General features: G+C 64.1%; 8 protein-coding genes and 1 pseudogene. 5 read left to right on the top strand and 4 right to left on the bottom strand.

Going from position 1 to position 14149, the window contains the following annotated elements; genetic code table 11:
- Nucleotides 1-35 precede the first annotated feature (35 nt).
- Nucleotides 36-980: a hypothetical protein gene (locus tag IE122_RS09540; RefSeq protein WP_189620926.1), complete on the bottom strand. Its 945-nt coding sequence runs from the start codon at nt 978-980 to the stop codon at nt 36-38.
- Nucleotides 981-1052: 72 nt separating this feature from the next.
- The gene (locus tag IE122_RS09535; RefSeq protein ID WP_189620925.1) at nt 1053-2891 is read right to left on the bottom strand and encodes an arylsulfatase; all 1839 of its coding nucleotides are present in this window, start codon (nt 2889-2891) and stop codon (nt 1053-1055) included.
- A gap of 307 nt (nt 2892-3198) precedes the next feature.
- Here IE122_RS09535 and IE122_RS09530 point away from each other — a divergent pair, with 307 nt between their 5' ends.
- The 5 genes from IE122_RS09530 to IE122_RS09510 all read left to right on the top strand — a co-directional run bounded on the left by IE122_RS09530 (nt 3199) and on the right by IE122_RS09510 (nt 13307).
- Entirely contained in the window at nt 3199-4434 is a 1236-nt protein-coding gene (locus IE122_RS09530) for an anaerobic sulfatase maturase (RefSeq protein ID WP_229813961.1), read from the top strand.
- A 535-nt stretch (nt 4435-4969) separates the two neighbouring features.
- On the top strand, nt 4970-7375 hold the full coding sequence (locus tag IE122_RS09525; RefSeq protein WP_189620924.1) for a TonB-dependent receptor: 2406 nt from the start codon (nt 4970-4972) through the stop codon (nt 7373-7375).
- Nucleotides 7376-7409: 34 nt separating this feature from the next.
- Nucleotides 7410-8807 (top strand): MFS transporter, encoded by a 1398-nt coding sequence (locus tag IE122_RS09520; RefSeq protein WP_189620923.1) that lies wholly within the window; start codon nt 7410-7412, stop codon nt 8805-8807.
- A 41-nt stretch (nt 8808-8848) separates the two neighbouring features.
- Nucleotides 8849-9802, top strand: a complete 954-nt coding sequence (locus tag IE122_RS09515) for a TauD/TfdA dioxygenase family protein (RefSeq protein ID WP_189620922.1) — start codon at nt 8849-8851, stop codon at nt 9800-9802.
- 160 nt (nt 9803-9962) lie between these two features.
- Nucleotides 9963-13307, top strand: a complete 3345-nt coding sequence (locus tag IE122_RS09510) for a hybrid sensor histidine kinase/response regulator (protein ID WP_189620921.1) — start codon at nt 9963-9965, stop codon at nt 13305-13307.
- Here the strand turns inward: IE122_RS09510 and IE122_RS09505 are convergent.
- Entirely contained in the window at nt 13284-13910 is a 627-nt protein-coding gene (locus IE122_RS09505) for a response regulator transcription factor (RefSeq protein ID WP_189620920.1), read from the bottom strand. The two genes, IE122_RS09510 and IE122_RS09505, sit on opposite strands and share 24 nt — an antisense overlap.
- Nucleotides 13907-14068, bottom strand: a pseudogene (locus tag IE122_RS09500) (AMP-binding enzyme); the annotation flags it as partial. The gene IE122_RS09505 and the pseudogene IE122_RS09500, both read right to left, overlap by 4 nt.
- Nucleotides 14069-14149: the final 81 nt, after the last annotated feature.

Raw genomic sequence — 14149 nt, 5'->3', positions numbered from 1 at the left:
TCGCTGCCTTGCTCATGTGCTTCGAGCAGATCGCGTCAACGGTAATCAACCGACCATTTGTCGATCTGCAGGCGACCGAAACCGCCGAACGGCTCCACGCCGATAGCGACGCCGGTGTACCATTCGCGGCCGGAAACGACTTTCTGCTGCTTCAGCCACTTCAGGGCCGCCAGCATGTCGATGCGACCGCTGCGCACATCGGCACCATCTTTCGCCAGGAACATCACGAATTTCTCATCCCTGACCACGAGCCAGTGACGCCCCTCTCCATCAGTATAGCTGCCGATCGGCTTTCCCTTTTCGGCATATCCGCGCGCCTTGTCGGGGATGTGGAGGAACCAGCCGATCTCCAGCAGCTTGGACTCCGGTTCTTCCGGATCGCTGCGCAGATAGAACTCCGTCAGCACATCTGCAGTGCCCGCCCGGGTCTGCCGGGACCAGGCAAAGGTCTGCGATAGAACCTTGATGTCATCGACCCGACGCGCGGGAACCGGCGCTTCGGCTGCCGCCCCGTCATAGTTGCCATGCTCGATGCCCATGTACCCCCAGACGCCGGCGACGCCGCCGCGCGGAGAGAATGGCGGCCAGGAAAACTGGAAGCCGGTGTTGTTCGGAAAATGCACAAGATCGATGCGGACCTTGTCCGCATGGGGTGCCCAGAAGCGCATGATCCCCTGTTCCCCGCCCCACGGCACCGCGAAAGCCAGGTATTCGCCGCGTGAGAAGTTGTTGCGATCGCCCACCGACATGCGGGGATCGTTACCTTCGTATGTCATCCAGAATGCGAGAACACCCACCCCCAGCAATACGAACAGAACCAAGCCAACCAATGCCGTGCGAATGAAATGCAAGAGTGCCACCCCGAGGTTGTGCAATTGGAGACGAGTGGCCTGAAAATAGCGAAAAGGGCTGCGCTGTCCACCCGGCGGCGATTCAGCAGCGGGACGACCTGGGTCCACCCCGCAAGGCCACGGCAGCAAGCTGCCGAGCCTTGCGGTAGGGGCAGCGAAGCTTGAGCCGAAGCCCTTGCCGCTGCGACGTGGCCCGCTCGTCTACTGTTCCGCCGGATGCATGGCCTTGATCTTGTCCGCCAGCGTGCGGCCATCGCCGTTGTTGTGGATGCGACCCTTTGCGACGTCATCCCAGGTGATCAGCGGATAGAGATTGTGCTTCTTGGCCTGCTCTTCGAACAAGGCGCGCAGTTCCGCCACCTTTTCCGGGTACTTCTTCGCCAGATCGACGCGTTCGGTGTAATCAGTGTTCAGATCGTAGAGCTGCCAGGCGTTCTCGTCGAACGCCACCTTGCTGCCGGGGCTGCCGGTGATGAGGCCGTTCGGATAGGGCAGCGAAGCCTTCCAGCCGTCGCGATAGATCGCACGCGAGCCGAAGATGTAGTAATACTGCTCGCGGTGGCGCGATGCTGCGGCCGCGTCGGTGATCGAATAGGCGAGCGAAGTGCCCTCGATCGGCTGCTGGGCAATGCCGCGAATGGCTTCGGGCGCCTTGATCCCGGTCAGCTCCAGCGTGGTCGGCAGGATATCAATAACGTGTCCGTATTGGGACCGCACGCTACCGTCGCCCTTGATCCCGTTCGCCCACGAAAGGATGAGCGGGTTGCGCGTGCCGCCTTCGGCATTGGCATCCGATTTCCAGTGGCGGAACGGGGTGTTGGCGGCCTGCGCCCAGCCGAGCGGGTAATTGCCCTCGGTCGCCGCAGCGGTGCCGATCTGGTCCAGCTTGCCTAGGTTGTACTTCAGTGTCTCGGCATCGCTCAGCGGCTTCGACATGATCGAGCGATCGACATCGCCTTCGGGCGTGCCCTCCTTCGAAGCGCCGTTATCGCCCACAATCACCACGAACAGCGTGTTGTCGTACTGCTTGATGTCCTTGAGGTGCTGGACGATCCGGCCGATCTCGTGATCGGTGTAGGTCAGATAGCCGGCGTAGACTTCCATGAACCGGGCATAGAGCTTGCGCTGTTCGGGCGACAGCTTGGCCCATGCCGGCACGCTGGCATCACGATCCGGCAGGATGGCCGTGGCGGGGATGATGCCTTCGCTTTTCTGCCGGTCGAATACCTGCTGGCGATAAACATCCCAGCCTGCATCGAAGCGGCCCTTGTACTTGTCGCTCCACTCGGCCGCTACCTGGTGCGGCGCGTGGGTGGCACCGGGCGCGTAGTAGAGGAAGAACGGCTTGGTGGGGGCGGCCTTCTTCTGGCGATCGATATAGGTGATCGCCTTGTCGGTGATCTGCTCGCTCAGGTGCCGGCCATCAGGCTTTACGTGCGCCTGATCCTCGACCAGGTCGGGCTTGTACTGGTCGGTCTGCGAACCCAGGAAGCCGAAGAAATGGTCGAAACCCTTGCCGGTCGGCCAACGGTCGAACGGGCCGGCGTCGGTGGCGTCTTCGTCCGGGGTCACGCCGTACTTGCCGACAGCAAAAGTGTTGTAGCCGTTGTCGCGCAGGACTTCGGCGATCGTCCCGTCCTCCGATGGCAGACGGCCGTCCCAACCCGGAAAGCCGGCGGACAGGACCGTGTGCGAAAAGCCTGAGACGTGGACCGATGCCGAATCGCGGCCGGTCAACAGCGCGGCGCGGGTGGGAGCGCAGATCGCGGTGGTGTGGAAGTTGGTGTAGCGCAGGCCCTGATCGGCAAGCGCTTCGAGCACGGGCGTATCGATCCCCCCGCCGAACGCGCTGGCGGCACCGAAGCCGACGTCATCGAGCAGGATCCACACGATGTTCGGCGCGTTCTTGGGTGCCTGGACCGGGGCTGGCCACCATTCCTTGGATTCGGCCAGGGTCCGGCCGATCTTGCCCTGATAGGCGGGCTCTTGCGGAGCTTGCGCGGCGACGGGAAAGGATGCCGCCGTGGCAAGGGCGGTCATCGAAAGCAACAGGTTACGTCTCACGGGAAATCCCCCAGGATAAGTGCACCGGACGAAGCCGACGCGCTTGCGGCCCGCCCATGCGGGCGGGTTCGGGCGCGGCCGCATGGCCGGATGATGAAAGATGAGAACCCGGGCGCGGTCGCCTTGGGATGTCCGCAGCCGCGCGATGTTTGCGTGGGCTGGAGCCAGGAGGCTCGACAAAACTCAACTACATCGATAGAGAATATGCTGTCAAGCGGTCCGACCTGTCCTCACGAGGTCCGCGCATCACACGCCCCCCGCACGTTCACGAATGAGGACCACGATGCCTTCGCCCGATCAGGCCGCCGCCCTGCCGTTTCATCTCATGGCCAAGCCCAGCGGCCCCGCCTGCAATCTAGACTGCGCCTATTGCTTCTATCTCGACAAGGAAGCGCTGTTTGATCGCAAGCAGACCCGCCGGATGTCCCCCGAAGTGCTGGAGGCCTATGTTCGCCAGACGATCGCCGCCACTCCTGCCGGCGCGCCGGTACAGTTTACCTGGCAGGGGGGCGAACCGACACTGCTGGGGCTCGACTTCTATGCCCGGGCGGTCGATCTGCAAAAACGTCATGGCGCGGGTCGAACCATCGAGAACAGCTTCCAGACCAACGGTACGCTGATCGATGACGATTGGGCCCGTTTCCTTGCCGACCATCGCTTTCTTGTCGGGTTGAGCCTCGACGGTCCCGCCTTCGTCCATGACCGCTATCGCCGCTATGCCAACGGCAACCCCTCGCACGCGCTGGTCATGCGGGCGCTCGAACGGCTGCAGCGGCATGGCGTGGAAACCAACGCGCTTGCCTGCGTCGATGCCCATAGCGCCCACCACGCGCTCGAGGTCTATCGCTTCCTCAAGGCTGCAGGGCTGCAGTTCATCCAGTTCACCCCCGTCGTCGAACGCCTCGCCGGGGCGGGGGACAAGGCGCGCGGTTTCGAGCTCAACGGCCCCGGCCGCGATGCCGATGCGGCGCTGGCCGAGTTCTCGGTGGCACCGCGCGATTGGGGCGTGTTCCTGGCTACCGTCTTCGAGGAGTGGCGCAGAAACGATATCGGCCGGGTGTTCGTGATGAACTTTGAATGGACGCTCGCCGCGTTCATGGGCGCGCCGGGCGTCGTCTGCCACCACCAGCCCGAATGCGGCCGGGCCCTGATCGCCGAGCATGACGGCAGCGTCTTCAACTGCGATCACTTCGCTTATCCCGAATACAAGCTGGGCAACCTTGTGAACGATTCGCTGGCATCGATGGTCGATTCGACCGCGGCGCGTGAGTTCGGCAAGGCCAAGTCCACCACGCTCCCCGCGCAATGCCGTCGCTGCCCATGGCTCAAGGGCTGCTGGGGCGGCTGCCCCAAGCACCGTTTCACGCAGAGCGAGGATGGCGAAGCCGGCCTCAATTATCTCTGCGCAGGCTATACGCATTATCTCGGCTCGGTGACGCCGTGGATCGCGGCGCTCGCGACAGCGATCCGCGATGGCCGCGATCCGGCCGTAGTCTCGACGATGCGCGCGCCGCAATAGCCCGGCTGACGGGTCGGAAAGGAAACCTATTCTTGACGAACGAATTTCAACTAAATAAGTAGACATTATCCCAAGCGGGAGCGGCGTCCAGGTCGCCCCGCGAGTTTCAAGGGTTCCTGGACCGCGGCATTTGACCGGGAAGCAGCTTGCTCCGCGTAAACAACCGCTAAAGCGCGCGATGCTGGGGCGACAGCGCCAGGCCTCGTGTTCCCCTCAACAACAGAGGTGACATGATGCGAATGACCATGACGCGCCGCTGAGCGCATTTGCCGGACCGGGTGGTCAGCCTTCCTGGATGGAGGCGCGATCAACGCCCGGCCGACCCACCACACCGAAACCCCGCCTGCCGTCCGCGCGCAGCGGGATCGCCATGCCAGCCTAGTCTGCGGGACCGCCCGCAGGACCGGTCCACGCGCGGCTGCCGCAGGTCATCGCGCCCGATTGGGTCAGCGAGGGACGCCCCGCGTCTCCCGTTGCCACGGCACCGCGCCGGGCCCGGCAAGGCACACAACCACAAGGTTCCAGGGATCAAACAATGAAGACCGCTTTCAAACCCGTTTCCGTCGCCCTTCACGCTTCGGCCAGCGCGATCGCGCTGCTGGCAGGCGCACCCGCCTTCGCGCAGGACATTGCTGCATCCTCGGCATCCGTCAGCGTCGCACCCGACGCCGAGGAAAGCTCGGAGTCGATCGTGGTCACCGGTTCGCGCCGCCGCGATGAGAATGTCCAGGACATTCCGCTGGCGGTATCCGTGGTCAGCGCCGATTCGCTCGAAAAGCGCGGCGATTTCACTCTGGGCCAGATCCAGCAGCAGGTCCCCAGCCTGCAGGTGTTCAGCTTCAACCCGCGCAACACCAACATCAACATCCGTGGCCTTGGCTCCAACGTCGCCCTCACCAACGATGGTCTGGAGAACGGCGTCGGGTTCTACATCGACAACGTCTATTACGGCCGCGTCGGCCTGTCGCAGTTCGACCTCGTCGATCTGGACAGCATCGAGGTCCTGCGCGGACCGCAAGGCACGCTGTTCGGCAAAAACACGACGTCGGGCGTCATCAACATCACCAGCCGCAAGCCCAGCTTCGACCCCGAATTCTCCGCCGAAACGAGCATCGGCAGCTACGGGTTCCACCAGATCCGCGCTTCGGCCAGCACCGGGATCGTGCCGGATCTGCTGGCGGTGCGCCTGTCCGCCGCGTTGAGTGAGAACGACGGGTTCACCGTCAACAAGACCACCGGCACGCGCGCGCAGGACTATCTCAACAAGTCGGTCCGCGGCCAGTTGCTGTTCACGCCCAACAGCGACGTTTCGATCCGGATCATCGGCGACTACTCCCGCCAGAAGCAGCATAACGTGATGAACCTGTTCGTCGCCAACCACACCACTTACGCGGACGGCGTCACCATCCCGGGCAGCTTCGCGATCCGCGCCGCGCACTTTCCAGGATATACTCTGCCCGATTTCAACGCCTTCGACCGCGTGGGCGAAGCGAACAGCCACTATCAGGCCAACATGGCGGGCTATGGCGTTTCGGGCCAGCTCGACTGGGATCTGGGCAGCGCCGCGCTGACCGCGATCAGCGCCTATCGCTGGTGGGACTGGGATCCCGCCAACGACGGCGACAGCACATCGCTGCCGGTGGTCGTGAAAGCCCAGCAAGCCAATCGCCAGCGCCAGTTCAGCCAGGAAATCCGCCTCGCCTCCAAGGGCAACCGCACGTTCGATTACGTGGTAGGTGCCTATTACTTCTGGCAGACCGTGCGCGGTTATGGTGCAACCGGTTACGGTTCGGCCGCACCGACCTGGTTCCTCGCTGCATCGACCCCGGTGACCAACGCTGCTCTCAACGGGTATGAGGTCAACTCCTACTCCGAGCCGCAGACCAAGACGGTCGCCGCCTTCGGCCAGACCGACTGGCACATCACCCCAAGCCTGACCCTGACCGCCGGCATGCGCTTCACCCACGAGGAAAAGAAGGGCAGCTTTGAACAATGGGTGGCCGGAGCGGCCGATATTTCCGGTTTTTCGGCCGAAACCCAAGCGGCGATCCTCGGCACTCGGGCCAATTTCAACAAGGTCGTGCCGCGATACGAGACCAGCTTCAGGGACAACAGCCTGTCGGGCCTCCTCTCGCTGGCATGGAAGGTGGGTCCGGACGCGCTGATCTATGGCACTTACGCGCGCGGCAACAAGTCGGGCGGTCTCAACCTGACGCAGCTTCCCGCCAGCATCACCGATCCGACGGTTCGCCCGGAAAAGGTGGATTCGTTCGAACTCGGCCTCAAGAGCCAGTTCCTCGATCGCCGCGCCACCTTCAACGCTGCAGCATTCTGGACCGAAATCAGCGACTATCAGACCGCGATCACGGACGTGGACCCGGCGAACACTGCGGTCGTGCGCCAGTATATTGCCAATATCCCCAAGGTGCGCTCGCGCGGGGTGGAGGGAGACTTCCGTTTCGCACCCAGCGACGCCTTCTCGGTCTACGCCTCGGCCAGCTACACCGACGCGAAATACGTGACGTACACCAATGCCCCGGTGGCTCCGGAACTGCACGGCATCCTCGCCAACAACCTGTCCGGCGAGCAACTGCCCGGCGTGCCCAAGTTCGCCTATAGCCTTGGCGCGGACGCCAGCGCGCCGCTGGTCAACCTCGGCGGCAAGGAGGTGGGTGTCTATGCCCACGCCGACTGGTCGTGGCGCGGCCACTTCAACACCTCGTCCAGCAACTCGGCCTGGGCCGAAGTCGCGAGCTTCGGCCTGCTCAACGCGCGCGTCGGCCTGAAGACCGACGACGGGCTGTGGGACGTCTCGCTCTGGGCCAAAAATCTGCTCGACAAGGACTATTTCCTCTCGCTGTCGGCTGCCGCGACGGGCGTCGTGACCGGGCAGGTGGGCGAGCCGCGCACCATCGGCGCCACTTTGCGCACCAAGTTCTGAACCCGCTTCCGCACCTCCCTCCAGGAGCACGAACATGCTGCACGATCCCCGGACGATGTATGGAGCGCTGCCGGCGCGCCGGCTGAGCAGTGCCAGGCTGCTGCGCTTCTCCGCCGTGGCCATCCCCGTCATCGCTGCGGCTCAGCCGGTCATGGCCTACGTGCCGGCAATCCTGGCCAAGGACTACCACGTCCCGCTAACCACGCTGGGTCTGGTGTTCCTGGTGGGGCAGGTGCTCAACTCGCTGCTCGACCCGGTGATCGGCGCGCTGAGCGATCGCACCGCCAGCCGGTTCGGGCGTCGGCGGCCGTGGATCGCCGGCGGAGCGGTAGCTTTCCTGTCCGGCGCGACGATGCTGTTCTTCCCGCCCGCCGAGGTGGCGGTGCCGTGGATCGCGACAGGTGCCCTGCTCTACTACGTGGGCGCATCCTCGATCCTCACCGCGCTGCTGGCCTGGTCGGGCGAGATCAGCGAGGATTACAACGAGCGCACCCGCATCGCTTCGACGTTCACTTTGCTGAGCTCGTGTGCGCTGGTGCTCACTTTGCTCCTGCCCGCCGTGGCCGACCAGCTTCGCCCGAACGATGGCCCATTGCGCCTGCACCTTTTCGGCGCGCTGGTCCTTGCCGTCGGCATTCCCGGGTTGCTGCTGACGCTCACATCGGAGCAAGACCGGCCGGCCGTCTCCGCAAGGACGCCGCTCGCCCTGCGCGATGCCTTGCACGCCGTGTTCGGAAACCGCCTGCTGCTGCGCGTGCTCGCGTCCGACACCGCCGTCACCGCCGGCCAGGGCGTGCGCACCGCGCTGCTGCTGTTCGTGGTCACCATATACTTCGGCAAACCCGAGTGGGCTGCCGGCTTCTTCCTGTTCCAGTATTCGTTCGGCATCCTTGCCGGCCCGATCTGGCAGCGGATCGGCACCGCGCTCGGCAAGGGCCGCGCCGCCGTGCTGGCCGAACTGGTGCAGGCCGCGATCAACTTCGGCCTCGTATTCCTGACGCCGGACCGGTTCTGGCTGCTGCTGCTGCTCGCCTTCCTCCAGGGTCTGTCGCAAGGCTCGGGCAACCTGCTGCTGCGCTCGATCGTCGCCGACGTTGCCGATCTGCACCGATCCGCCACCGGCGAGGAGCGCGTGGGCCTGTACTATTCGGTGTTCAGCGTCTCGCAGAAGCTGGGCGGAGCGATCGCGGTGGGCATCGCGCTGCCGCTGGTCGCCGCCTTCGGGTTCGATCCCGCCGCCGCCCGGAACACGCCGGACGCGCTGCAGGCGCTGGTGCTGGTGTTCGGCCTGGGCCCGGCGCTGGCCCACACGCTGGCCGCCATCTGTGTCTTCGGGTTCCCGCTCAACGCCGAACGCCATGCCGAGATCCGGCGGCAACTGCGCGCGCGCGACGACGTCTTCGCCCACGCTTCGGCCACCCCGGCCGAGTGACCGTCCCTCCAGCTCCCACCGCCCACACAGGAGAAATGACCATGAATGCGATTACCACTTACGCCAATGCCCGCGATCCCCACTCCCCGCTGGACATCGTCCCCGTGACCGGCACCATCGGTGCCGAAATCCGCGGCGTCACCCTCTCGGGCGACCTTGATGCCGAGACCGTCCAGGCGATCAAGGATGCGGTGGTACGCCACAAGGTAGTGTTCTTCCGCGACCAGCACGAACTGGACGACGCGCGGCATGAAGGCTTCGCCGGGCTGTTTGGCGATCCGGTGGCGCACCCCACGGTACCGGTCGCCGAAGGATCGCGCTACTTGCTCGAACTCGACAGCAAGGAAGGCTATGCCGCATCGAGCTGGCACACCGATGTAACCTTTGTCGATGCCTACCCGAAAGCGTCGATCCTGCGCGGCATCACCATTCCCGAAGCGGGCGGCGACACGCAGTGGGCAAATGGCGAGACCGCTTACGAAGGCCTGCCGGAATCGCTGCGCCAGCTCGTCAACAACCTGTGGGCGGTGCACACCAACCTCTATGACTATGCCGCAGTGCTGCAGAATGCGCCCAAGGGCGACGGAGCGGAGAAGGAGCGCCAGCTTTTCCAGAAGAACGTGTTCGCCTCGACCGTCTATGAAACCGAGCACCCGGTGGTGCGCGTCCACCCGGTCTCGGGCCAGCGCAGCCTGCTGCTCGGCCACTTCGTCAAGCAGTTCGTCGGCCTTAACCAGGCGGATTCCGCGCGGCTGTTCCAGATCCTGCAGGACCACATCACCCGGCCGGAGAACGTCGTGCGCTGGCGCTGGCGGGCGGGCGACGTGGCGTTCTGGGACAACCAGGCGACCCAGCACCGCGCCGTAGCAGACTTCGGCCTCCAGCGCCGCACCCTGCGCCGCGCGACCGTCAGCGGCGAAGTGCCGGTCGGCATCGACGGCCGCCGCAGCCGCACGGTGCGCAAGGAAAAGGCTACCGAATTCCAGCCGGCCTGAGAGCCGGGGCGCTTCACCACAATCGTCAGGGGCAGCGACCACGTGTCGCTGCCCCTCGTTTTCATAGCCGCATGCGCCTTTACCGGCAGCGAACCTCTTGTTTGTGTTGCCCTCCTTTCTTGGCTAGCCTCGCTCGAGGTCGTCCAGTGGAAATCGAAAATTGAGTCTCAATCTCGCCGCGACTTTTGCGTTGTTGCTGATCCTGCTGTTGTTCAGCGTAGCAGCGTTGGTCGAAGCGCGCAGCGAGCGGTTGCGCAAAGCGCCCCGGATGCGACATGTCGCCTACACGCTGGCGCTCGGCGTTTACTGTTCCAGTTGGACTTTCTACGGTGCCGTGGGGAGCGCGGTTCGTGACGGCTGGTCCTATCTGCCCATCTACCTTGGGCCGATACTGCTGCTGATAGTCGCGCCCCGCTTCCTCAGAAGCCTGTCCCGGGCGGTTGCGGAGGAGCAGGCCGCGACCGTTTCAGACTTTATCGCTGCACGTTTTGGCCATGACGTGATCGTGGCGCGGCTGGTGACCATCATCGCCCTTTTCGGGACCATACCCTACATCGCGCTTCAGTTCCGGTCGATCGGCAGAGCGTTTTCAGCGGTTTCCGGTCAGAACGTGTCGGACACGATGATGGTCGTGGCTGCGGGTCTTCTTGCCGTTTTCTCCATCCTTTTCGCCGCGCGCCGATTTGAGCTGGCCGGTCGAAGCGAAGGCCTGCTGTTTGCGATCGGGGCGGAATCCCTGATCAAGATCGTCGCAATGCTGCTGGTCGCCACGCTCGCGATATCGATGCTGATAACGGCCCCCGACGCGGCGCTCGCGCAAAGTCGGGAAATATTGAGCGCGCGCTTCGCACCCGGCCATCTATCGCTCGATTTTGCGGTGATCTTCCTCATCTCGGTGATGGCGATCGTCGTTCTGCCTCGTCAATTCTACATGGGATTGGTCGAGGCGCAGCAGACCGACGATCTGGTCCGCTCGCGTTTCGGGCTGGCGGCCTACCTGGCTGCGATGGCCATTGTGGTTCTGCCAATCGCGCTGGCCGGATCGGCGTTTCTCTCCGCGGGACAAATGCCGGATCTGTACGTTCTGCAATTGCCGACGAGCGTCGGCCGGACGGCGATTGTAGCGATCGCCCTGATTGGCGGCATCAGCGCCGCCGCATCGATGGTGATTGTCGATTCGTCCGCCTTGGCGACCATGGTGTCCAACGACCTTATTTTTCCGTCGATCTTGCGAAGCAGACAAGCGCTGGCGGACGGGGCGATCGGACGACAAATGCTGCGCGTCCGACGTGCGTCGATCATAGCGATCATTGCGCTTTCGCTGGCCTGGGCGGAACTTGTGTCCGCGCGGGAATCGCTGGCATCCATCGGGCTCGTGGCATTTGCGGCCATGGCGCAATTCACGCCGCATCTGATCTTGGCGGTGGCGCGCCCCGACAGGGACCCTATTCCGGCGCGTGCAAGTCTGGCGATCGGACTGATGCTCTGGGCTTACACGCTTGGCTTGCCGCCGATCCTGCCAACCGCATTGCTTGATTTCCTCGCGACCGGCCCTTTCGACCCGTTACGCCTTTTCGGCATTGGACAGGCGTCGCCTCTGGTTCACGGTGTGGTCTGGAGCCTGGGAGCCAATCTTCTAGCTTTTGCGCTGGTGTCGGCGCGTGGCGTCACAAATGGCCCGCTGTCGCTTCAATTGCGGGCGAATCGCAAGGTCAGCGATCTTGAGGGGCTGCTGCAACTGACCGCAAGCTTTGTGGGCGAGGAGCGTGCCGAACGGGAATTTCCCGCAGTCCGGAACGGGGTGCCTATTGACCGGCGGTCGGCAAAGCGGGCGCAACAGCTCATTGCCGGGATCGTCGGCACGTCGTCAGCGCGATCTTTGGTCGCATCGGCGTTGGCCGATGGTCAGATGAGCCTGCAGGATGTCGCCCGCCTTCTCGACAAAGGTGGCCAGTCCCTCCGTTTCTCTCGCCAGTTGCTTGCCGACACCTTCGAGAATGTCGATGCAGGCATCAGCGTGGTGGATGCGGAACTCAATCTTGTCGCCTGGAACAGCCGCTACGAGGAACTGTTCGATTATCCGCCAGGCATGATCCGCGTCGGCGTGCCCGTCGCCGACCTGATCCGTCACAACGCCGGCCGGGGAGATTTCGGACCCGGCGATGCCGAGCACCATGTCGAGAAGCGGCTCGACCATCTGCGCCGTCGGCTGGCGCACAGCTTCGAGCGACGGCGCAACGACGGGCGCGTCATCAAAACCGTCGGCGGGCCGATGTCGGGCGGTGGCTACGTCATGTCGTTTACGGATATCACGAGCGAGGCCCGCATCCGTGAAGAGCTGCAGCATACCCTCGACGAACTCGAACACCGGGTCGCGGAACGGACCCGAGAGCTGTCCGAAGCCAATCGCAGGCTCGCCAAGGCCGATCGCGAAAAGACCCGGTTCCTGGCGGCCGCCAGCCACGACCTGCTCCAGCCGCTTCATGCCGCGCGGTTGTTCGCGGCAGCGCTGGATCGCGACACGCAGGGCCCGACCCGGCTCCTTGCCCATCGCGTTCAGAGCGCCATTGTCGCCGCGGAGGATCTCCTGCGGGCGCTTCTCGACATTTCCAAGCTGGACGCGGGCGGCGTTAACCCTCGGCCGGAGCCCGTTTCACTGCAAGACTTCCTCGGTGATCTATGTGAAAGTTTCCGGCCGCTTGCCGAAGAGAAGGCGCTCGTTCTTCGGCTGGGGCCATGCCCCGGCGCTGTTCATACCGACCCCGCCCTGCTGCGGTCGGTGATGCAAAATCTGCTGACCAATGCCCTGCGTTACACGCCAACCGGCCGTATCCTGATCGGAGTGCGGGCGCGCGGAAATGAATGGCGGATCGATGTGATCGACACCGGTATCGGGATTCCCGAGGACAGGCTTGGCGCGATCTTCGGTGAGTTTACGCGCATCGGGGAAATCGATGTCGATGGGCTCGGGCTTGGCCTTGCGCTGGTGGAACGCATCACACGCCTGTTGGGAGGCCGCATCGACGTCGTGTCCGCGCCCGGGAAAGGCAGCCGCTTCAGCCTGTCGCTCCCGAAGTTGCACGGATCGGCCCCGGCGAATCCTGCGACTTCGAGGCAGTTCCACGCCAGCGTTCAGCAACCACTGTCCGTGTTGGTGGTGGACAATGATGAGGCGATCGTCGCCGCGACGAGTGCGCTGTTGGAGAAACTCGGCCATCGTCCGGTGCCCGCGCGGACCATAGCCCAGGCGGTCGCGGCGCACGATGGCGTCGATCTTTTGCTGGTCGACTATCAGCTCGACCATGGCGAGGACGGATTGTCGCTGATCGAAGCTGTGCGCCAGCAAGGCTCAACCCGGCCTGCCCTGCTGATCACAGCCGAGAACAGAGAAGACATGCGCGCGCGCGCTGCGCGATTGAACGTGCCGATACTGACTAAACCGGTTGATCCCGAGCGGCTCATGCAGGCGATCGCACAGCTTTCAGTGACGAAGATCGAGACCTAGCGATCGGGCGACAAGGGCCGCCTGCGTCCGGTTGCTCACGTCCAGTTTGCGCATGATGGCGGTCATATGCGCCTTTACGGTCGCTTCGCTGATGTGGAGGCTATAGGCGATCTGCTTGTTGAGCTGGCCATCCAGAACGGCGAGCAGCACCTTCAGTTGCATCGGGGTCAGGTCGGCGACGGCGTTCCGGACGTTGGCCACATCATTATCCTCGCGGGGAGGGACGCGGCTGCGACCATGCAGAGCCCCGGAAATGGCAGCCTCTATCGCCTCGAGCGCACTATCTTTCGGAAGGAACCCGATGGCACCGAATGCCCGTGCCTCTTCGGCTGCGGCAGCGCCCTCTGCGCTGGACACGACAAGGATCGGCACGTCCGGTTGTTCGGCGTGGAGAAGGGCAATACCCGAATAGCCGACGGCACCCGGCATTTTCAGGTCGAGCAGGATCAGCCGAAGAACGGCGGCGTCACTCGCCGCGCGCGCCGCGGCGGCCAATGTTCCCGCCTCGATGATCCGGGCCTCGGGCAGCACGCGTCCGACGGCTAGAGCAAGCGCCTGCCGGAAGAGCGGGTGGTCATCGGCAATCAGGACGCTTTCGGTCACGCAGTCTCCCGATGCGGTCGGTTTGCCCGAAGATGGTCGACGACGGATGGATCGGCAAGTGTGGAGTTGTCGTCGAGGTCGCTTACGACGAACGCCAAGGCGCCCTGCCCCTTGATTTCAAGCGGTACGCCGACGACCCCAGCTTCGGCGATCATCGGCTCTCCTGACTGTGGATGTGCTTTTGATCCTCCCTAACTCGTAGCGCGCACGATGCGACCTTAGACCAAGGTCGTAGACGT

Origin of the sequence: Novosphingobium colocasiae (assembly GCF_014652555.1) — a bacterium.
Taxonomy (GTDB): Bacteria; Pseudomonadota; Alphaproteobacteria; order Sphingomonadales; family Sphingomonadaceae; genus Novosphingobium; species Novosphingobium colocasiae.
This window is presented reverse-complemented; position numbering and strand designations above follow the sequence as displayed.